This is a genomic window from Bacillus sp. FJAT-52991, from assembly GCF_037201805.1.
GTDB classification, from domain to species: Bacteria; Bacillota; Bacilli; order Bacillales; family Domibacillaceae; genus Bacillus_CE; species Bacillus_CE kandeliae.
In genome coordinates this window covers 1,571,804-1,593,210 of record NZ_CP147404.1, presented here as the reverse complement: position 1 = coordinate 1,593,210, position 21,407 = coordinate 1,571,804, and the positions used below count along the sequence as shown (strand labels likewise).

The 21,407-nt window shown below is 38.4% G+C and carries 15 protein-coding genes and 1 pseudogene; 4 read left to right on the top strand and 12 right to left on the bottom strand.

Annotation, left to right across the window (positions count from 1 at the left end; genetic code table 11):
- Positions 1 to 81 precede the first annotated feature (81 nt).
- Entirely contained in the window at positions 82 to 354 is a 273-nt protein-coding gene (locus WDJ61_RS08150; RefSeq protein ID WP_338754353.1) for a DUF2892 domain-containing protein, read from the top strand.
- Between the two features lie 378 nt (positions 355 to 732).
- On the opposite strand, the pseudogene WDJ61_RS08145 reads toward WDJ61_RS08150, so the two are convergent.
- From WDJ61_RS08145 to WDJ61_RS08110, 8 genes and pseudogenes are all read right to left on the bottom strand, one after another.
- Positions 733 to 1,127: pseudogene (locus WDJ61_RS08145) on the bottom strand (DJ-1/PfpI family protein); the annotation flags it as partial.
- Between the two features lie 197 nt (positions 1,128 to 1,324).
- Positions 1,325 to 2,776: a transposase gene (locus tag WDJ61_RS08140; protein ID WP_338754352.1), complete on the bottom strand. Its 1,452-nt coding sequence runs from the start codon at positions 2,774 to 2,776 to the stop codon at positions 1,325 to 1,327.
- Between the two features lie 140 nt (positions 2,777 to 2,916).
- The gene (locus tag WDJ61_RS08135) at positions 2,917 to 3,201 is read right to left on the bottom strand and encodes a hypothetical protein (protein WP_338754351.1); all 285 of its coding nucleotides are present in this window, start codon (positions 3,199 to 3,201) and stop codon (positions 2,917 to 2,919) included.
- Between the two features lie 10 nt (positions 3,202 to 3,211).
- The gene (locus WDJ61_RS08130) at positions 3,212 to 4,894 is read right to left on the bottom strand and encodes an SWIM zinc finger family protein (protein WP_338754350.1); all 1,683 of its coding nucleotides are present in this window, start codon (positions 4,892 to 4,894) and stop codon (positions 3,212 to 3,214) included.
- Entirely contained in the window at positions 4,870 to 5,994 is a 1,125-nt protein-coding gene (locus WDJ61_RS08125) for a VWA domain-containing protein (RefSeq protein ID WP_338754349.1), read from the bottom strand. The genes WDJ61_RS08130 and WDJ61_RS08125 overlap by 25 nt, the downstream gene beginning before the upstream one ends.
- A 12-nt stretch (positions 5,995 to 6,006) precedes the next feature.
- A complete protein-coding gene (locus WDJ61_RS08120) occupies positions 6,007 to 8,412 on the bottom strand; it encodes a DUF5682 family protein (protein WP_338754348.1) in 2,406 nt (801 codons plus the stop codon).
- On the bottom strand, positions 8,373 to 9,488 hold the full coding sequence (locus WDJ61_RS08115; RefSeq protein WP_338754743.1) for an AAA family ATPase: 1,116 nt from the start codon (positions 9,486 to 9,488) through the stop codon (positions 8,373 to 8,375). The genes WDJ61_RS08120 and WDJ61_RS08115 overlap by 40 nt, the downstream gene beginning before the upstream one ends.
- A gap of 177 nt (positions 9,489 to 9,665) precedes the next feature.
- Positions 9,666 to 13,139 carry a DUF4132 domain-containing protein gene (locus tag WDJ61_RS08110; protein ID WP_338754346.1) on the bottom strand — a complete coding sequence of 1,158 codons (3,474 nt, stop codon included), beginning with the start codon at positions 13,137 to 13,139 and terminating at the stop codon, positions 9,666 to 9,668.
- A 340-nt stretch (positions 13,140 to 13,479) separates the two neighbouring features.
- Between WDJ61_RS08110 and WDJ61_RS08105 the strand changes: the two genes are divergently transcribed.
- From WDJ61_RS08105 to WDJ61_RS08095, 3 genes are all read left to right on the top strand, one after another.
- Positions 13,480 to 13,890: a DUF1963 domain-containing protein gene (locus WDJ61_RS08105; RefSeq protein ID WP_338754344.1), complete on the top strand. Its 411-nt coding sequence runs from the start codon at positions 13,480 to 13,482 to the stop codon at positions 13,888 to 13,890.
- A 92-nt stretch (positions 13,891 to 13,982) separates the two neighbouring features.
- Positions 13,983 to 15,218, top strand: a complete 1,236-nt coding sequence (locus WDJ61_RS08100) for a DUF6138 family protein (protein ID WP_338754342.1) — start codon at positions 13,983 to 13,985, stop codon at positions 15,216 to 15,218.
- Between the two features lie 11 nt (positions 15,219 to 15,229).
- A complete protein-coding gene (locus tag WDJ61_RS08095; protein WP_338754340.1) occupies positions 15,230 to 15,778 on the top strand; it encodes a hypothetical protein in 549 nt (182 codons plus the stop codon).
- Positions 15,779 to 16,040: 262 nt separating this feature from the next.
- Here the strand turns inward: WDJ61_RS08095 and ppdK are convergent, their stop codons facing one another.
- From ppdK to WDJ61_RS08075, 4 genes are all read right to left on the bottom strand, one after another.
- Positions 16,041 to 18,692 carry a pyruvate, phosphate dikinase gene (gene ppdK, locus WDJ61_RS08090; RefSeq protein ID WP_338754339.1) on the bottom strand — a complete coding sequence of 884 codons (2,652 nt, stop codon included), beginning with the start codon at positions 18,690 to 18,692 and terminating at the stop codon, positions 16,041 to 16,043.
- Positions 18,693 to 18,694: 2 nt separating this feature from the next.
- On the bottom strand, positions 18,695 to 19,510 hold the full coding sequence (locus tag WDJ61_RS08085) for a pyruvate, water dikinase regulatory protein (RefSeq protein ID WP_338754337.1): 816 nt from the start codon (positions 19,508 to 19,510) through the stop codon (positions 18,695 to 18,697).
- 27 nt (positions 19,511 to 19,537) lie between these two features.
- A complete protein-coding gene (locus tag WDJ61_RS08080; protein WP_413789087.1) occupies positions 19,538 to 20,170 on the bottom strand; it encodes a helix-turn-helix transcriptional regulator in 633 nt (210 codons plus the stop codon).
- Between the two features lie 250 nt (positions 20,171 to 20,420).
- The gene (locus tag WDJ61_RS08075) at positions 20,421 to 21,239 is read right to left on the bottom strand and encodes a GDSL-type esterase/lipase family protein (protein WP_338754334.1); all 819 of its coding nucleotides are present in this window, start codon (positions 21,237 to 21,239) and stop codon (positions 20,421 to 20,423) included.
- Positions 21,240 to 21,407 lie beyond the last annotated feature (168 nt).

Here is a 21,407-nt window from a genome sequence, read left to right as displayed (position 1 = left end):
CCTTCGGGATTAAGATGCATAAGATGCAAGCGAATGGAGATTATAACGCTATGATGACATCTCTTTAAAGGAGCGAGCCAAATGAGAACCACATCAAATATCGGAATCATTAACGCATTAATTCGGATCACTCTCGGTTTTACCATTTTTGCCTGGAGCACTTCAAAGCTCATTAATCATCCCTGGAGAAATTCCTATCTGGTAATGGCCATGTTAGGTGGAATGAAAATAGGTGAAGGCATTCTGCGTTATTGTCCATTAACAGCCTTGTTTAATAAAAGACAAGAAATGCTGGTTTACAATTTTGATAAAGAAAAGGCGGCAGAACAAGAAATCCCTCTTAATTATCAATAAAGTGAAACTTCAATCAGTGGGGGTTTGCTCCATCCCCCACTGATTGTAGTTGAACGGATCGGGCGTTTACGGGCTGTTGATCCCCACCTACATGCCTGCACTTATTCTGCCATGTTGAGGTGGGGGTCTTACAGCCCGTTAATGCGGGATAAAAAATTAAAATATAAAACCGCTCATTCTTTCAATGAATTTATTGAATGAGTTAGCGGTTTTATTTATTTCATATATGTGATCCATATCCATCTACACTCGTTTATTCAAACCACTCCAGCTGCTTCGACTGCTGCAGCCACATATCCCGTTCTTTTCGAACCTTCGTATCATCGATCCAACGATATTTCAATCCACGCACCCATATAGAGTTATTGATTTTTTGGCTCATCTATTGATTGAATTCATTAACTGGAAGAAGTATTCAGGTTTTTGAGTCTTATGTAGGTTATACCATGAATGCAATGTATCTGGTGCAAATACATCTAAGATTTTCAGTACTTCCATCGCAAATTCTAGAGGAGCTATTCCTGATGCAGTAACCAAATTCTCATCAGACACTACAGGTCCCATCTCATAAAATTTTTCTCCTTTATAATTAGGACAGACCATTTTAGTATACTCTAAGTTATTACTTGTATGCTTTCTAGAGTCTAGGTATCCAATATTCGCCAGTCCCTCAGTTGCACCACAAATTGCAGCAACTATAGTGCCAAGTTTTAAAGCTTCACCAATTTTTTCAAGATAGGTTGATGAATATCTTCTCCCCCAGTATTCCCTCCAGCTGACACTCCCACGAATAAATCCGTGGGGTTCTTGAATACGTGAGATTTCTTAACTACTCTCCCATCAACCGATGTTGCTGGTTGGGTACAACATAGAAACATGATCTCGTTTCTGCAAGATTTTTACGAACAAGACGACCATTGCCATCCTTAACGTTCGCATCGGCTCATGCCTAAACCGTTCGTTGTTTAACTTATTTCAATCCCATACTTTTAAAAGTGTGGGGTTGTTTTTGCAGCTCACTCATTGTTTTTTTGTGATTTTCTAAAAACAGATCAAATTCTTTTATACATCTCTCTCTGTCTATTTTTTCTAATTTCTTATCATCAACCATATTCATTAATAGAAAGGCTGAATATAAATCGCGTTGTACTTTCATACCACCAAAATCATTCCACCTCTTAGTCAGAGGCTTTTTCGTGTATGTGTGATCGAAATGATTGTATTGACTAGCTTTCACTTTCGCTGTATTTACTTTTTTTAATTCCAAACCATGGTATGCTAACTTTCTTTCCAAACAACTTAAAAACATGGACGGCGCACGATTTGAAAGGGTCCTTCCGAATCTTTTCTTTCTTTTGAATGTTCCTTCGCCATTCTTTTCTGTTTTTTTACTTCTTTTTTGCAATCCTTTAAACGACATGGTTTCCACGAAAAAGGTGTCACCCAAAGCTAATAGTTGATTGGACATGGTTTCATGATCTTGCTGCCGAATCATTCTGTTCTTGCGATGTAGTTCTCGGTATTCATTTCTTAGTTTTCCATACCGCTTAGAGAACACCCATTTTTCTTTATTTCCTTTTTTAATGGTGCCGTTGACATTGAATTTGTGAGGATTCATAGCTCGTTTGCTTCTATCCATTTTCCTTTGAATCAGATAGATTTTTCTTTCATAATCAACAACATTTGGAGCTAAAATGGCTAAAATCGTTTCTTTTTTTGAACTAACGGCAACGGTAGATGTTCCAATATCAATACCCACACGCCCCACTCCTACTTGTTGTTTTAATCCATTGGAATGATAAGATGGCGGTGGAACGCCTTCTAGTACAAGTTGAGCATAGTAGACATATCTCCCTTTGATCATTTCACGTTTCATGCGAACATATTTCACTCGATCTTGTAGGGCTAAATGTGCGTACACATCTCGATGACGAATAATAACAGGGATAGATAAACCTTTCCAAACAAGCCTATTTTCTACGAAACGGATACCTGTTTTATTGGATTTCCCTTCTACGGATGTCATTTCACCATACCGTTTAAAATATACTTTTTTCGCTTCTCCAAGCATGACTTTTTTAAATGCTTGAAAAGCTCTTGTGCCTAGTTTTTGACCAGCTTGTGAATCTATATTAGTAGAAAAACGCTGATTCATAGGTGTTAAAAAAGCATGGATGGAATACTCTGTCAAACCAAACTGCGTATTCAACTCAGCGAATAAAACGTTGCGTTCCTTTCCTTTTTTCATCTTTTGGACTTTCTGGTATTTCTTCGATTGTTGCATCGTTCGATAACGCTTATATAATTCATTGACACAAGCGTTGTACATCTTACGAGAAATTTCAAATCGCTTATCTAACGTATCTTCTTGAAACGGTTCTGTTTTTAAACGTAGCGTTAATACATAGCTTGACTTTGCCATCGTATTCACCCCCTTGTTTTTTGACTTTCAACATAATGTCTGATGGTTTCGCTCGATACATTTCCAGTTTTTTGAATTCTTCTATAATCATTTAGATAAAAGAATAATATTTTTATGACCATATCATCTTTTTCAACAAATCATAATTTAGTTTTAATAATCTCCACATACCCACTCAAAGTAAAATAGTGGTGAATGAAAGCTTCGTAATCAAACTGAAGCTGATTATTCTTTTTAGCAATTTCATCGATCATCTTGTGTAACGTTTGTTCGGCAAGCTGTAACCCTAGCTCATGACAAGAGCTCGCTAAGCTTTTCATGTGATCCATGCGGTAGGAAGGAATCAAATGACACCCGCTTAAGCAAACGTCATCTAGAAATTCCTCTAGTTCCATCACCGCGGACTCAATGGTTATTTGACTCATTCATTTCCCCCTATTCTAATGTGATGTTCGTTATTTCACCATCAGAGCTATACAATGTAATTGGTTCTACTCGAAACTCTCCATCTACTTTATACAATTGGCCTAATAAGGCATGATGTAAACGATTGTTTCGAGTTAGCCTCTCCAATGCTTTAATTAAATACTTTGTATCTTGATTGTACTTAATCGTCACCATCAACATTTCTTCATTTTTATCGTAAATCGGAATACGCAGTGTTTGGGTGACTTCATTAAACTCACTATCTCCCCATGCATGCACGTCAAAAAAGAAAAGATTCCCTTCTTTATTCTCTTCTACTAATTTATATGAGTGATGAGCTTCATAGACGTTCCTTAATGCCTTCCAATTGTCAAACGAACAACGACCAAAATGAATATGGTTCACATTCGTACGAGCAAGTATGATACCAGTCGTTTGTTCTGAAGAGGAAAGGCGATATTGCTCATTTATTTTGCATGTTTGCAACGTAAACGTATGCCTTGAAAGATCATCTAAGGATGCACTCATATCCCAATTGACCTTTTTCTTATAAAATTGCTGAATGCTGTTTATCGATTCTCCACTACTGTAATACGTAGGCTGCATGGCCGAATATGTGAACCAACATTGCTTCGATTCATTGAAAAAGTAAGCTGTAATTCCTTCATAACCGGAACTCGTGTGCCAGCGTTTCGCCCCGACACCAATTAAATGTAGGTTTTTTATTTCTGTATAGGTCGTCTGATGCTCACCGATCAGCTGCTCTTTTAGCAATTGCGAAGTTGAATACTGAAGTGCCTGAGTCATTATGTAGATTTTTGTTATCAATTGGCGAATCGCTCGTTGTGATACAGTTGCTTTCTTTAATAAATAATTTGATAAAAGTGTACTTAAACTTCGTAATTGCTTTTCTAATCTTGGCAACTGATTACTATGACAAAGCACGGCCAAACGTTCAATACGACTACTTATCGTGAACGGAAGCTTTGCAAGCCCCGTAATAACCATTTCTTGTAATAAGTTTTGTATCTCTTGTATGACGTCATTAGAAAGATTTATGGCTCTCGACTGTTCTAATTCTTGAACATTCAACACTTCTTTAAACAATTGATAATGAATAACCGCCTCGGCACGATGTGGACAAAACTCTGACTCTTTGCAACTGCACACCGTCCAGCTCCATGATGGGTTAGACGAAAATCGAATCTTTTCGTTCATCTCGCCAAAATCGATCGTCAAGCTTTCTTGTTCTTCAACCTTTACTTGAATGCCGAATTTCGCTCGAAAAACGATGTCATGGAATTGTTTTTCCGTCAGTTTTTTTCGAAGTTCTTCAAGATCATATTGTAATACCCACGTAAAATCACCCATCATTTCGGCTTTCTCAGAAGGTTCACTATGTATCGTCTGTTGTAAAGCGATAATCGCCATTAACACATGTTTACATATTTTCTTCGACGGACAGCTGCATGTAAAATCTGTTAACCCTAATGTAAACGAACAAATGGTTTCATCAGAAAGATGGCAAACGAGATCATGACCTTTTTGTTCAGCTGTGACCGTGATTCCACTATCAATATCTTTTAACGCCCTCTTATACAACCCTTTATTCGCTTTATTGACCAAAAAGATTTCATCACAGGATTGAATGAAATCTTTCCATTCATTTACGATATGACCGTTGCAATCCATTTGGACAATCCCTCCGGTGTAAGTACAGCGACATCCGCCCCCATATTTTTCAAGTCTTGAGCCGCTTCTTTATCGTAAACAGGAACCGCTTGATAATCTAAAGCAGGCAATAGGATTAGTTTGGCACCCGTATCAAGAATTGCTTTTGCCTCAGCGTACATTGAATTTTTCCCATATCCTTCCATTAAATCAGTGACACAAACAACCATTGTCCGATAAGGCTCTTCAATTAAACCGCGACAATAACGAAGAGCTTTCGCGATATGAGTCCCTCCGCCAAGCTGAATACTCATTAACGTTTGCACAGGATCTTCAAGATCATTAGATAAATCTACCACTTCTGTATCAAAGATGACTAAGTTCGTTTTTAACATCGGCAGTTTGGCAAAAATCCCTGCCATAATTGCACTATGAATCACAGAATCTAGCATACTTCCGCTTTCATCTACGGCAATGATAACGCGCCATTTATTAAACGTCGTCACTCTTGAATTAAAATATAGTTGATCGATAACCAATCGTTTATGTTCTTGATCATAGTTTTTCAAGTTTAGTTGAATGGTTCGTTTAACGTCTAAATTACGAATAGACTTTACATAGCCACGCCGATGACGATTTAATTTACCGACGAGACTTGCTTTCACATCCGATTCAAGCTTCTCTCGAATTTCTTCAGCCACTTTCTTAACAATTTGCTTCGCTGTTTCTAACGCTTCTCCTTTTAACAAATGCTTACATTGAAGCACACTTTTAAGTAATTGCATATTGGGCTCAAGCTTTTTTAACGTTTCCTTATCCGTTAGTAATTCAACTAAACCATATTCATTTAAAGCATGCTTTTCTAAAATTTCCACTGTTTCTTTCGGAAATAACTTGCGGATTTTCGTAATCCATTTCGGTACAGTTAAACCGGAAGAACCTTGACTAGCCTGCTTTTGTCGAACTTCACCGTCTTCACCATATTCGCGACTATAAAGAAAATCCAGCACATCATCCATTTCCCTTAATCGAGCGCTGTTATCTTCAAGAGGCAATTGCTGTTCAGCAAACCTCCCTAGTACAAGACGCCAACGATTCAACGTTTCTCTATCTGTAGTCATCATTACCTCCCCCTACTTTAATATGGCCCAATCAAGTAATTGTTGTCTTGCTTCATCATCTAATGCTTTGGCATGGCGAATAACCGCTTCATCAATGGCTTGTGACTCCAATACCGAATCCACGTTTGTTTCATGTAAATGAGCCACTCGTGTCGCAATCATATTGATTTCTAGTGGATTGAAGGAGCTAAAGGCATATCGAAGCTCAGGCAACACGTTTAAAAACATGTCATAACTGATTTCACCAAGCATATGTTGAATCCCATCTAATAACATTTGATTGGACAACATCATATCTCTCGAAACGGAAAATAAGCCTTTTAAGAAGGCGGCCGCTTCTGTGATCGCATCTCCAGTGGCGAACAAATAGGACATCGTTTTGTCTACCGCTTGCTCTTCCGTCCATTCTTCTAAACCAATTAACATACTAACAACTGCACCAGCTATTGCAGGGTTTTGTTCTTTTGCTGCTAAAATTTCCTTCAGTTGTACAAGAAATAACTCTGTCTGTAACGGCAAATCACGATCGATGATTAAAGTATAGAACTCTTTCATTGCTTCTACTGCGCGATTTTCATCGTCTTTCGGTACGTTCGCTACTCCAGTAACTAAGGATACAGCCTTTTGAAATGCTTGAATAAGCAAGGATTTTATATATGGACTTTGTTCGATATCAAATAAATACGATTCTTTCACGAGAAAATGAAGGTGATGACAGGCATCTACGAGCGAGTAAAAATCTCCGTCTTGTTGAATAATCTGTTCAACAGCTGGCAAAACCTTTTTCATCAATGGCTCAAGCCCAATTAATGCGGCGTATACGAGCTGTTCACATGCCGCATTACTTTCATTTGAATTTCTTTTAATTGTATCCATAATCCTTTCAGATACCGCTTCGTTAATCGTTCCACCATAAACAGAGTGCTGAATCAATTCCGTTTCAACTGTTGGATTCCAGCAGTACTCCCACGTTTCCCGAACTAAGTTCGTATCCATGCGTTTAACATAATTGGGTCCCTTCTTCTTGAAACAGAAATCGGTATTTAAGTAAGCCATCGCGTGAAAGAAACGACTAATTTCACGATGAGACTTTGTTTTCAGAAGATCTAGCACTTTTTCTTGCTTTTGCACAGTTTGAATGTGCAGCTTATATTTTTTACATATCGATTGAAAATCGGTAACAATCGGAGGCATATCGAGTGTTTCTTTAATGAGACCAATCTGATGGCCAACTAATAACGGATCTAATGCTTGTAGCGGTTGCTGATGCTCATGTTTCGTAAATGCACTTTTCACTCCATCTAACAGCTCATAAAGACTACATTCCACCTTATCTCGTAACCCTGCTAAACCAATTGCCATACGCATTGCTTCTATTGAATCAGCCGTTGAAACACCATCTTCTATTTCCCTTAATTTCTTGCCAAACTTCGCTATATAATATTGAACAGACGCCTCAAATGGCTGCTTTGTTCTTTTTGATATATGTCTCCACACCGTTTGGTAATAGGAGGGATAAGGCATACCGCTTGCATATCCATTAAGCTGATGGCATTCCTTATATGTATAGGCCATTAAATATGTACCTTTATCCTTTTCTTTTACCTTCTTTAATGAAAGCTTAGGAAGTGGTTCAGACTGTAATTCAATCAGACCTGGTGTATGAAAGCCTCCAGTTACAACAAGCACCCTTTCATATTTATTCATTGCTTGTTGAATTTCCTGTGCCATGAATTGCTCTCGAGCTAAACAGCCTTCCTCTTTAAGCATTTCTTCTGTATAGTCATGTCGTGATAAGTAACAATACGCAAGCATGTTTTTCACAAATACTTCTGTTGACTGATAAATACCGTCGACTTCGTATAATTTTTCCCAAAGCTCGTTAAAGGTACGACAATTCTCTTTCTGACAAAGTGATTGGATGAATCGACTGCGGTCAAATAAGTAGTCATCATTGTAATTTTTCTTACTGTATTTTTCATGAATGCCTTTTCCTTGTTCACTATGCAGTAAAATTTGTTCATAGGGTAAATCAATAAATTTCGCTTCAATACCAAGCTTTTGCGCTTGTCGTAACGCCACAATCTCTGGTGAATAGTCTAAAAATGGGTAATAACATGTATACTTCCCTTTCTCGTCATCCAATAATGCTTCTTGATCCGCATATGAATAATAAATCGTAAAAGGAGCTTGATTGTTTTCATGAACAAGGTAAGGAATCAATTTATTCGCATCCGTTGGTCCTTCAATTAAGATCACTTCAGGTTGATACGTTTTGATCACTTTTTGCAAATGATAAGAACAAGCTGGACTATGATGACGGACGGGAAAATAGATCGTTTTCCCGTTATAATTTAATGCTTGATCATATAGAGCATTTATTTGATCCATTTCTTCGCCTTGTAATACTCGTTCCATAATCCGCCCTCTTTCATACTGCGATCTTTAACAATTGTAGAGAAGTAGTTTTTCAGTTTCTTCCGATCTGCGTCATGATCCTTTATTATAGTGCCTAGCATATTTTGAACGACTCGATCCATCGTCATATGTCCGTCATCATAGTAATACGCACTCATCGCACTTTGAAAATAAACCGACACAGCCTCTGCTGTACTCATAACGGCTTCCAGTTGGTCCATTCGCTTTCCATCAGCGCTTTGCCCTTCACGTAACTCATGGAAAGTGGTTGCTAATAAACGCGCCGAATCACGGTTCAGTTCTACATCTATATTTGCTTGCGTGATTAATTTCTCAACTTCCTTCTCAATAATTTGAACTTCTAATGCTAATTCTTTAATTGGTGAAACGATTTCAAAGTTAAAGCGGCGTTTTAAAGCGCTACTCATTTCATTGACACCTTTGTCACGAATATTGGCCGTAGCGATGATATTAAAACCTGGTGCAGCGAACAATACACCTTCTTCCCCTAACTCTGGTATTGTTAAAACTTTATCACTCATCATACTAATTAAACTGTCCTGTACTTCAGACGGACAACGAGTAATTTCCTCTACTCTCGTTAGTCTTCCTTTTTCCATTCCAGTATAAAGCGGTGACGGAACGAGAGCCTCTTCAGATGGTCCTTTCGCTAATAATAGCGCGTAGTTCCAAGAATATTTAATCATATCCTCTGTTGTCCCCGCTGTTCCTTGTACCGTGTTCTTACTCGTTCCCGAAATGGCTGCCGCCAACAATTCACTGAGCATCGTCTTTGCCGTACCTGGCTCGCCAGCAAGTAACAGACCTCGGTTTCCCGCTAAAGTAATAATGCAACGCTCAATTAAAGCATCATCCCCAAAGAACTTCTTCTGAATTGTTACTTCTTCACCGTTATAAGCTAAAGGCTGATCGCTCCCTAAAATAAACGTACGTACTGCTTTGGGCGACAGCTCCCAGTTCTCAGGCTTCGCTCCTTTATCATTCTCCTTCAATGCCAACAATTCGTTCTCATATTGACGCTCTGGAGGTAATTTCAACATTTTTTGATTTTTCATCACTTTCATTCCTCTCTACTGCTTATCGATGTTTCCTACAACCCAAAAAAACATTCATAAAAGAAAAGATGAGTCAAACAATACAGCCAATTCGACTCATCTTTTTAATTAGCCCATATAAAGTGAAACTTCAATCAGTAGGGGTTTTCTTCATCCCCCACTGATTGTATGTCCAACTTACCAACGAACATCTCGCCACTCTTCAATGAGCTTGTCATACTTTTCCGTTGCTTTCGAAACATCAAATAAGATCTCACTAAAAATTCGTTCTGGTACATGCTTGGGCATGATTCTATTCTTGTCTGTCACTTCATCATATATATAGCTTCCTCGTTCAACCATCCCTGCCTGATAAAAGACAATTTCTTTAATCATCACATCACCATCACCGCCAGCTACATACATACCTGTCATACGCAGCTCAGCTCCATAACTACCAATCTCTTTATAAAATTCATAAAAGCCGCCAGCGTCTTGAACAGAACCTTTATACCACCTGGATTTATCCATTCTCCCAAGAAGAGCTAAATCGTTCATCTGCCTTCCAGCAAAACGAACAATGTCTTTTTGGCTTTTCTCTGTTTCTGTAATAACAAAGGTTTGACGATCTAACTGAGAAATTGGCTGAATAATTTCATAGTCTTCAAGCTGCTCTTTCCATTGCTCAATGTCTTCCGCTTCTAAATCAAGCGGATGAATCAGCCCGATACTTGCGTCTTCTGGAAGTTCGTACTCTTCTTCATCAATCGTATTAAATGTACCATCATCCATATAACGAAAGCTTTGGATGAGCTCGCCCTCTTCATACACTCCCCAAATTAAACCGATCGCAAACGACTGCATGATGACATTCTCAACAAACAGCTTCTCCCATTTCTCTACTGCCCATGTACGATTTTGTGATAGAGCAGCTTCTAATCTAGCCTTTTGATTCGACACAACCGATTTCAGTTGTTTTTTAAGCAATTTAAATTGCTCTCGAGCATCGCTTGCTTTCTGCTCATCATCACTTTTAGCAACCGGCGGCAAGTTTTTCACGCTCTTTCCATCTTCTTTAAAGATTTGCATCGTTTGTTCTGGTGTAATTTCAACTGTAAATGAACGTGGACCATAATCAAATATCCGTCTACCTTCACGATCAAACCCTAAAGTTGGAATGAGACGATCACCTAACTCTTCCGTCGTAATGCCGAATTCTTTTGCAGCAACTTCTAATGCTTCAGACGCTGCTCTTCTTACCTGCTTATGTTTAATCTTTTGAGCAATCCCATCAGTAATAAGTAACGCTTCATCGCTTCCTTGCAGGGCCAATGCTTTGACTGCTAAACTCGCAATTGCTCCTCTAGAATTTTTCGTCCAATGCACAATCATGTCTGAAAGCTCATGGACCGCTCGACTATCGCCGAATTGGGCCGCCATTGATAACACCCATTTTCGCTTTGCTTGCGCCCCGTCTGCAATCCAGCGCAATAACACTTCATAGGCAACAGCTTGTAAGCTTTTCTCTTCAATAAATTCAGCCACCTTACTTACAGAGGAATTGAGAGTCACTTCATCGGTATCAGCAAACATCGTTAAAAGTAAATAAACGACATCCTCAGTCAGATCTTCTGTTTGATCTTTTGCCATTAAAGTGGGTAATGTACTAGGAGTAATCCAATCCACTTTTGATTTTTTACGTTTGTTTAAATGCTTCTCACAATATTGAGCTAACGAAGTAAGATCTTTTTCTTCCTCTCCTAATTCTTCAATTTGGATCGCTTGGATAATAAGTTCCTTCACCTTTTGTGAACGTTCATTTTCAAGTGTTTCCTGGAGAGCTTGTACTACTTCCTGATCTGTATGATTGATCAATAGACGAACAGCTTGCTCACGTACAGCAATTTTTTTATGGCCTAGTAGCGGGAGTACTAATTCTTTTACATTTGGACGATTTTCTAATGAATCCATAACCAATTTACGAATCCGTTTAGATGAATCGCCCATTAACTGAATGAGCAGGGCATTAAATTGATCATCCTCCCATGATGCTTTCTTCGCTTCCGTTAAAATCAACTCTCTACCATCGACATCACAAGCTGAAACGGCTTCGATGACTTCTTTAGTATGTTCCTCAATATACGCACAAAAAATTGGCCCGTATTGATCATATTCTGAATGAACGACATCCGTAATGGCCGGTAAAATCGTTGTTGCCTCTACTTGAAGTTGAAGCAAAATCTGAACAATCTCTTGGAATGTGCCTTTCGTCATTTCTCGATGGCAGCGTACAAATTGTCTAAAAATATAACGATCGCTATCACTAAGCAGAACAACGTAATAGACATACTTCTCAAATAGTGGTGATTTCCCCTTTAAAAGCAAAATACTTCTCATTAACTCTGAAGACACATAGAACCGTTCTAGCTTTGGTACCGTCGGCTTTTCAACTTCCCCAGCAATATAATGTACAAAGGAAAGCACCTGATCATCATCCACCTCTAACTGCTGCCAATTATATGTGATAAAATTTTGCACTTCTTCCTCCAAAATTGGGAGATACGTTTCTAGGTGCCCACTTTCACATAATAATGAGGCTAGAACTCCCTTCCCTTGATGATGAGGTAATTGCAACGCTTTGATGAGAACATCAGGCTGTTGTCGATACAAACGAAGTCGCTTCATAAATAAATCTTGACCCGTGTTCAACTGCTGATGAGCTAACCAAGCCACATAGTATTCGGACGGCAATTGAAGATCACTAATCAAACCCTCAATATCTTTGAAAAATTCAGTCGGTGTGACAAAACGATAATTAAATGTTCTCCTCAAATAATCAAACAGTCCATGGAAGCTTGAGACTTGATCGATTTCAATTAATAACCTTAAAACTCTTGAACTTAATTCCCATTCATCTTTCATATAATAGTTCAAACTAATTAGAAAATTAAATAAGAAAGTCTGTTTACCTTTTTTATGAATTTGTAAAGGGACGAACTGCTCTCCTTGTACATTTTTGTTTACCTGTTCTAACTCTTGATCTGTAAACTGCATTTCATCCTTTAGGAAGATAGATAAATTGTAAGTAATGCATGACTTCAGCCAATCTTCTAAACCTTCGATTGGAACACCCTTCTTCCACAAAACGGCTCCTAAGAAGATTTCCGGTGCATTTTCACCTCTTTCGAAGGCCTTACACATCGCATCACTATCTAAATCACACAGTTTTTCTAAGTGACTTAGATACTTTATATCACCCATTTCATTTCTTTCCATGATCTTATTTGCAGCATTTAAGATGTAATAATGAAATGGAATGTTTATACGTTTGAAATATTCATGTGTCTTTTCACGATTTTTTTTCAGATGCTGAAGAGACCAAAGATTCAATACTCTCTCTCCTATAAGCATAATAGAAATCTTGAAAAAACGAGCAAAAATTTCTTCTTCAACATAATCTTCTAACATCTCGAAGGCCCAATTTTGCGGAGAGCTATAGTTATGTATGTCAACGTCTGTTTTTTCTCCGATCTCTTCTAATATTTTTTCAATTTCTGCATCACTTCGCTCGCCTAGCAAATATTCTTCCAAAAGATCCATTACTTGCGGTTGTAAATCGAAAACTTGGAATGACTCCATTAACTGGTCAATAATTTTTTCAGATGTTTGCATGTTTACTAGTCCCTCCGGTTGTAATGACATAAAGCTTAAGAAATAATCTACTATACTTGAGAAAATTTATCATTTTATTTCTCTCTTTATCTACCGAAATATGAATACAAAGATGACAGGACAGGTAAAATCCATATCGATTCTATTCATATGACGATTCTCGCATAGAATACATTAAAATAACCACCATCACGAATATACGTTCCCTTTAATTTTAATGGTAATAAATGCATAATTCAAGCTAAAGATAGGCTCATTTTATCAAAAATGATGAATTTCTTAATATAAACCTGAATTATTCATAGCTATCTAAAGTTTGTGGATTTTCATGAGTCTTTTTATGGAAGCCCGTTTTTTCGTGAATCCATGCATAAGGAAAGAAGAATTGAAAAGAAACGGTCGAGAAATCCGTTTTTTTGGCAGACTCCCTCCTTGGGGCGATGAAGAGACAACGGAACAAACGACACATCGCATAGATGGTCATTCTGATACGATTCAAGGGGATATGTATTTACAATGCCAGCTTGTCACAAAGAGTTTATATTGCGGGGATTCAACAGCCTACAATCACCCGTTACGCAAGGAGCTTGAACCACACGTAAAGGATTGGCATCTCCTATTACAGCTTGATTCGGAAGATGACCTCGGCTATCTGTGGGGCGATAGCGGCAAACTATACTTCTGGATTCGCAAGGAAGACTGCAAAAATAAAAAATTCGATAAAGCATGGACTGTTTTGCAGTGCTATTAACTATTTGTATGTAATGACTTCAGTGGCTTTCATTAATCCGTGATGTTACATCAGGCATTAATATATTCACATTTACAGAGGGAGGCAATACCATGAAAACTGATCAATTTACCAAAAATGAAACATTATGGCTACAGCTTGAGCAAGAACTACTTTCTAAACAATATAAAATTGAAACAGACGTCTATCCTTCTAAAATCATCACCCCTTCTTTTTCACTAGACGACATCACGTTGCATGAAGTACTTTGCCACTATCAACAGCTCGCATTGTTAGATGCATTTCGTCAAGAGCTTGACTTTGAGACACAGCGCTACTGCCTTTCTCATTTCACTAACAAGCACCAATCATTAGCCTACTTACCATTGTTAAGCTACTATGTCATAAATTTAGGAAAGTATGGTGCAAGTTTTGAATATTTAACAGTTAAAGAATTGTTAGCAACAATTAAAGAATTAGATACAGAAACTTACAACTTATTAATCACAATTGGCTCTGGCACTTTGCCAGCACATAAACAACAGATGGAATCCGACCTAATTTTTTGCCAAGCAAATGATGTGCTGGCAAAGATTACGATTCAAATTAAAGAAGAAAACGAAGAGGCTTATCGCCAAGCATTAGCATACTTAAATGCTTTATTAGAAGAAGATTTTCCTAAAAGCTATAGCATTCATTATGAAGGTAAGAGTAACTTAGTGCTACCAATCGAGCATTTACCTGTTACATCATCACATCACTTCTTCGCTAAAGCTGTCAGCTACCCTAGCCTACATGCTGCACTAGTCGAGTATGGCTATAAGGCGATGGCACAATATCATTTTTATCAAGATGTCGATGAGGAACAGGCTGCGATGCCAAGTACATTCGCCATTTTTGGTCTTGGTTTATACGATAAAAGCTACGGCAGGCTCGTTATCGACTATATGTATGAATGCGATGGTGACCATTCACCAATGCCTGAATACTTTGCGAAAGCCTATGTTGAAACATTTGGGCTAACACCAGAAACATTGCCCGTCTTTGTATGTACGGTACAATCTGTACAAGAAGTTCCGTATGATGCTTTCTTTGAACAAGCTATGAGCACAGATGACAACTTACAATGGTTCGAAAAATTTATGACGACACCACTTATAGAGCTTTGTCCATATATTCCTCTTGAACAAAACGAAAAAATTGAGGAATATAAAGATATGGCTGTAGCGCAGCTTTTATATACATGCTTTGGTATCATCCATTTGAATGACTTTACTAGCTCAGTATTTATGCGCATTCCAAAACCATATCGCACACGCTTTGAGGCGATTATTAAAGAACTTATATAAGGAGTATTTTCATGCAAATTGCCTATCAAGAAATGTTAACGATACCTTGGCATCGTTTAACAACTGCATACGGAAGAGGTACAAAAATTCCAGAATTAATAAAAATGGATAAATACGGTAAGGTTGCGCAATTAATTGAACATCAAGGCACGCTATGGCAGGTTACACCATGGGCTATTCAACAGCTTTTACACACATTGCCGAATCGATCTGTAGAAAGTGTAAAGAAGGAAGAAATACAGTTATATATTGTAGTTGCTTCTGCTTTTACTTGGGATGAGCTGACATCTAGACCTGTGCAGCATATGGATGAACTGCTACAGGAAAAATGGCTTTGGTCAGAAGTTGAAGAGGAAGATGAGGAGGGATGGGAAGAGAAGGAACCATGTGGCTATGAAGAATGTGCTTTTATTAGCTACTATGTTTACAGTGAATATCAAATGCGTGCAGCGATACCCTTATTCCAAAATATCGCAAATATGCGAAAAGATTTAGCTCCGAGTTTGACAGAGCTACTTGAGCTATTGGAAAACCGCCAAAAGCTATGGGAAACAATTTGATTAGAAGGCTAGCAAAGGAGCAGTGTTATGAATGTGTCACTTTATTATACGTGCGTGCGCAATGAGCAATTAACTAATGTAGAAAAAGAAAAGATTACTATTAATGTGGAATGCAACATCATATCTTGATAACCCTCCTACTTTTAATGACTATCCCAATAAAATATGGGACGTGGGCTCTTTTTCTAATAGACAACAAAGGCTGCCCCATAGTCGAAAACTCGACGTATGAGACAGCCCTCTAGTTACATGATACTTTTTATTACATTTCTTCTTTATTAAAGCGAATCGATGCTTGTGCGGCAGCTAAACGAGCAAGCGGCACGCGGTATGGCGAGCAGCTGACATAATCTAAACCTGTTTTGTAGAAGAACTCAACGGAGCTTTTTTCGCCGCCATGTTCTCCACAAACACCTGTTTTCAACTTAGCCTTTGTTGCACGCCCTAGTTTCACACCTGTTTCCACAAGTTTTCCGACTCCATTCTGATCAAGAACAGCAAATGGATTTTCTGGAAGAACTTTATTTTCAATATAGGCTTGCAGGAATTTACCTTCTGCATCATCACGGCTGTAGCCGAATGTTGTCTGCGTTAAATCATTCGTTCCAAATGAGAAGAAGTCAGCTTCCACAGCAATTTCGTCCGCTGTCAAAACAGCCCGTGGAATTTCAATCATCGTACCAATTGTGTAAGCAACTGTTTGTCCTGTTTCTTCTTGTATATGGTTAGCTGCATCGATTACTAATTGGCGCATCTCTTTTAATTCGTTGACGTGCCCCACAAGTGGGATCATGATTTCCGGTTGAACGGCCATTCCTTTTTCAACTAATTTAGCCGCAGCATAGAAAATTGCTTTCGCTTGCATTTCATAGATTTCAGGGTACATCATGCCTAGGCGGCAACCGCGCAGGCCAAGCATTGGATTATGTTCATCTAATTGGCGTACCTTTTTCAACAATTGTTCTTTTTCCTTCAGTTCTTTCGATTGCGGATCTAAGATTTGAAGCTTTGTCACTTCAACTAGAAGTTCCTCTTTATTAGGTAAAAATTCATGAAGTGGTGGATCTAGCAAGCGGACAGTCACCGGGTATCCTTGCATCGCTTCAAAAATTCCTTCAAAGTCGCTTTGTTGCATTGGTAAAAGCTGTTCAAGCGCTGCTTTTCTTTCGTTAAAGTTTTCCGCTAAAATCATTTCTTGAACAATTGGGATTCGTTTACTGTCCATAAACATATGCTCTGTACGGCATAATCCAATGCCTTCTGCACCAAATTCAAAGGATTTCTTCGCATCTTCTGGTGTATCTGCATTCGCGCGAACGTTCATTTGTCGTTCTTCATCCGCCCAAGTAAGCAATTGCAGGAATTCATCGGATAACTCTGGGTCAATCATCGGTACCTCTCCAAGAATAATTTCACCAGTAGACCCATCAATCGTGATGATCTCTCCATAGTTGACTACCGTTTCGCCAACCATAAATTGTTTAGCCTTTAAATCTATTTTTAAAGCCTCGCAGCCGCAAATACATGCTTTACCCATTCCTCTTGCCACAACAGCTGCATGGCTTGTCATTCCACCGCGGCTTGTCACAATCGCTTGTGAAGTGACAATACCATGAATATCATCTGGCGTCGTTTCAGGACGGACAAGGATCACTTTTTGTCCTTGACTGGCTAATTGTTCTGCCTCATCCGCATCGAACACGACTTGACCTGTAGCGGCACCTGGAGAGGCTGGTAAACCTTTTGCTAAAATTTCCTTTGCAATAGAATCATCAATACGGCGATGCAAAAGTTGATTTAATTGATCAGGATCGACACGAAGAAGCGCCGTCTTTTTATCAATAATTCCTTCTTGCTCCATTTCTACCGCTATGCGAATAGCTGCTTGTGCTGTACGCTTTCCATTACGTGTTTGCAAGATAAATAGTTTTCCACGTTCTACTGTGAATTCGATATCCTGCATTTCTTGATAATGTTGCTCTAATTGATGGCATGTCTCTGTAAACTGCTTGTACACTTCTGGCATTTCTTCTTGTAAAGTAGCAATCGGCTGCGGTGTGCGAATACCCGCTACCACATCTTCTCCTTGGGCATTGATTAAGTATTCACCGTAAAGAACAGATTCGCCCGTTGACGGATTTCTTGTGAAAGCGACTCCTGTACCAGAATCATTCCCCATATTTCCAAATACCATGCTTTGAATATTCACCGCTGTTCCAAGATGATCAGGAATTTTATTTAGACGGCGATAAATAATGGCACGCTGATTATTCCAAGAATTAAACACGGCATTGATCGCTAAGAAAAGCTGTTCCTTTGGATCTTGCGGGAATGCTTTTTTCGTATGTTTTTTGACAATCTCCTTATAGCCTACAATCACTTCTTTCCAATCTTCAGCCGTTAATTCTGGGTCAGATGAATACCCTTTTTGTTCCCGGGTTTCTTCTAGTAATTGTTCGAAATAGTAAGTATCGATTTCAAGAACAACATTGCTGAACATTTGAATGAAACGACGGTAAGAGTCATAGGCAAAGCGCGGATTATTTGTTAATTTGGCCATCCCGACGACCGTTTCATCGTTCATCCCAAGGTTTAAGATCGTATCCATCATTCCAGGCATGGAGAAGACAGAACCGGACCGAACAGAAACGAGTAACGGATTCTCAGGGTCTCCAAGCTTTTTCTCCATTTTCTCTTCTAAACGGTTTAAAGCTTCAATTGTTTGCTGTTCTACTACAGAAGGAATGGCTTTACCTGATTCATAATAAGCATTACAAGCTTCAGTGGTAATTGTAAAACCGTACGGAACTGGCAAACCAATATTCGTCATTTCTGCTAAATTGGCTCCTTTTCCTCCTAGTAACTCTTTCATATCGCCTTGACCTTCATGAAATAAATATACAAACTTCCCCATCATTAAAAACTCCTCTCTTTTTTCAACACTTCTAAAATTAAGCCAGCCGTCTCTTCTACTGCCTTATTGGATACATTAATAATCGGACAACCGACACGCTTCATAATTTTTTCAGCGTAATCTAGTTCACCAAGAATCCGCTCAAAGCTTGCATAATTTGCTTTGGATGTTAGTCCTAATGCCTTTAATCGCTCCTTGCGTATTTCATTTAATTGATCTGGAGAAATCACCAGGCCAATACAATTTTTTCTTGGAATTTCAAACAATTCATCCGGTGGAGACACTTCTGGAACTAACGGGACATTAGCTACTTTAAACCGTTTATGTGCTAAATACATGGATAATGGTGTTTTTGACGTCCGCGAAACGCCAATTAACACAATGTCTGCCTGTGTAACCCCTCTTGGATCACGACCATCATCATATTTAACGGCGAATTCAATCGCTTCAATTCTCCGAAAATATTCTTCGTCCAGCTTTCTCATGACCCCTGGACTACGATGAGGCTCTTTGTTAAACCTTGTCTCAAAGGCGTTCATTAATGGATTAAGTAAATCAATCGCGATAATTCCTTCTTCTTTTGCTCTTTTATCTAAATATTCCTTTAAAGGAGGAATAACAATCGTATAAGCAATGATCGACAGTTCGTTGCGAGCCAACATAATGACATCTTCAATATCTTCAATATCATCCACATATGAATTTCTGCGAATGTCCACTTTGCTGCCGTTGAACTGTGTTGCGACTGCTTTTACGACAAACTCAGCTGTTTCCCCAACCGAGTCAGAAACTACATAGACCACTTCTTTTCGCTCCAATACTTTAGCAGCTCCCCTCAAGTGTTATTATCCTTCAATGATTTCTAAATAAGCTCTTGTTATTGTTGTTTTCGTGATCCGCCCTAATAGCGAATATGTATTTTTCCTACCCTCTACTTCCCTCACAACAGGTAAGGAATCAATATGAAAATTAATCATTTTCTTTGCCGCTTCCAGCAACGTATCTTCAGGATTAATGGTCGTAATATTTGGCATCCTCGTCATAATCACACTTACTGGCACTTCTTGAAGGTCTCTATTTCCAAGAGCCGCTCTCAGTAAGTCTTTCCGAGAAACCACCCCACTCAAATGTCCCTCTGAATCTACCGCGTAAAGCGTACCAACATCTTCTAAAAACAATTGAACAATAGCTTCGTAGACAGAAGTTGATTTCTCCACGACAATCGGATTGGCTTTAAAGTCATTCACTTTTTGTTGAATAAACCGTTCTGAATGACGCATTACTTGCAAGTCTTTGTTATAAAAATAACCAACTCGAGGCCTTGCTTCTAAATTCCCAGAACTCGTTAAAATGGCGAGATCTGATCTTAACGCTGCTCTGGACACCGAGAGCTTCTTCGCGATTTCATTCCCAGTTATGGGCCCACTTCGCTTTACCATTTGCAGGATTTCATCTTGGCGATTAGATAGTTTAATGATTACCACCCTCTTTTCGACAATAAGTGTGTTATATTTTATAGAATATCTACAAAAGTGTTATACTTATTTTTATATAATGTATCACATTCATCCGAAATAATAAAAAGAAAATTTGACAATATATCAAAATACCTACACTGTGTAAGAAAAAAGTTGTTTTTCATCAAAATTACGGGCGTGTTTCATGTAGCTACAATAGCAAAAAACACCAGTGCTCACTGGTGTTCTAACTAGTTCTTAATAATGTAATTTAAGCCGACTTCATAAATGGCTTCTTCCTTAATTGCTCAAGCATTTGTTTCGAAAGCGCTATATACCCTAACGAGTTCGGATGGACGCCATCGGAGGATAAGTATTGCTGGTGGTTGCTGTTGATCACTTTTGTTGTTTGCATCACTAATGAATAATCTAAACTGCTGGCTAATTCATAAATCTTTACGTTCCATTTTGGAAGCAGTTGATCGGCAATGTCGTAAAGTTCATGATTTTGTTCAAGTGGATTATACATTTCTAAAAAAACGATAGTCGCATCTTCGTTCGTTTCTCTAATTTTTCTAGAAATCTCAGTTAAATTATTGATAAATGTTGATTGCATCGAGTCAAACGATTGAAATACTTTACTGGAATCCATCCCTTCCATCGTTTGCAGGATATCATTCCCACCTACATTAATAGTAATTAAATCCGCGTCCTTTATTTGTTGATCAAACGTTCCTTTTTGAACTAAAGCGTTTAGCTGCGAACTGCTCGCACCTGGGATTCCTTCATTTTGCGTAATCACCTGTTTATTTGTTTGTTGCTCTAATTCTTTTGAAAAGTGATCAACAAAATTCTCTTCTCCTTCCGCTCCAATACCGGTAATAATCGAATCACCAATCGCTAAATGGTTTAAATAAGTTTGATCAAGCGTCCGGAAATGATCAATATAGGTGAGGTCTTCTTGTGAAGCGACAGTAACTGACTGTTCTTGCATTTGATTAATTTTATATTTAGGATAATAAATCCATATGGCAAGTCCAATGACTACACTAACTAAAAGGGATAACAACGACAAGAAAAACTTCTTCATGCGAACCTCCTTTATATCATGCTAACTCCATTATATTGAAAATGAATCATTTCTCAAATAAGTTGAGCGTTCAAAGTATTATTAGACTATTTTGTACGGTTTTACAAAGAAACATACGAAAAAAATAATTTTTTCTCAACCTTTTTCCATTCATTCGAATAGATGTCG

What these genes read in the sequence shown, in the direction of transcription:
- WDJ61_RS08150 (WP_338754353.1), top strand. Translation starts at nt 82, where the DNA reads ATGAGAACCACATCAAATATCGGAATCATTAACGCATTAATTCGGATC.
- WDJ61_RS08140 (WP_338754352.1), bottom strand. Translation starts at nt 2,776, where the DNA reads ATGGCAAAGTCAAGCTATGTATTAACGCTACGTTTAAAAACAGAACCG.
- WDJ61_RS08135 (WP_338754351.1), bottom strand. Translation starts at nt 3,201, where the DNA reads ATGAGTCAAATAACCATTGAGTCCGCGGTGATGGAACTAGAGGAATTT.
- WDJ61_RS08130 (WP_338754350.1), bottom strand. Translation starts at nt 4,894, where the DNA reads ATGGATTGCAACGGTCATATCGTAAATGAATGGAAAGATTTCATTCAA.
- WDJ61_RS08125 (WP_338754349.1), bottom strand. Translation starts at nt 5,994, where the DNA reads ATGACTACAGATAGAGAAACGTTGAATCGTTGGCGTCTTGTACTAGGG.
- WDJ61_RS08120 (WP_338754348.1), bottom strand. Translation starts at nt 8,412, where the DNA reads ATGGAACGAGTATTACAAGGCGAAGAAATGGATCAAATAAATGCTCTA.
- WDJ61_RS08115 (WP_338754743.1), bottom strand. Translation starts at nt 9,488, where the DNA reads ATGAAAAATCAAAAAATGTTGAAATTACCTCCAGAGCGTCAATATGAG.
- WDJ61_RS08110 (WP_338754346.1), bottom strand. Translation starts at nt 13,139, where the DNA reads ATGCAAACATCTGAAAAAATTATTGACCAGTTAATGGAGTCATTCCAA.
- WDJ61_RS08105 (WP_338754344.1), top strand. Translation starts at nt 13,480, where the DNA reads ATGGAAGCCCGTTTTTTCGTGAATCCATGCATAAGGAAAGAAGAATTG.
- WDJ61_RS08100 (WP_338754342.1), top strand. Translation starts at nt 13,983, where the DNA reads ATGAAAACTGATCAATTTACCAAAAATGAAACATTATGGCTACAGCTT.
- WDJ61_RS08095 (WP_338754340.1), top strand. Translation starts at nt 15,230, where the DNA reads ATGCAAATTGCCTATCAAGAAATGTTAACGATACCTTGGCATCGTTTA.
- ppdK (WP_338754339.1), bottom strand. Translation starts at nt 18,692, where the DNA reads ATGGGGAAGTTTGTATATTTATTTCATGAAGGTCAAGGCGATATGAAA.
- WDJ61_RS08075 (WP_338754334.1), bottom strand. Translation starts at nt 21,239, where the DNA reads ATGAAGAAGTTTTTCTTGTCGTTGTTATCCCTTTTAGTTAGTGTAGTC.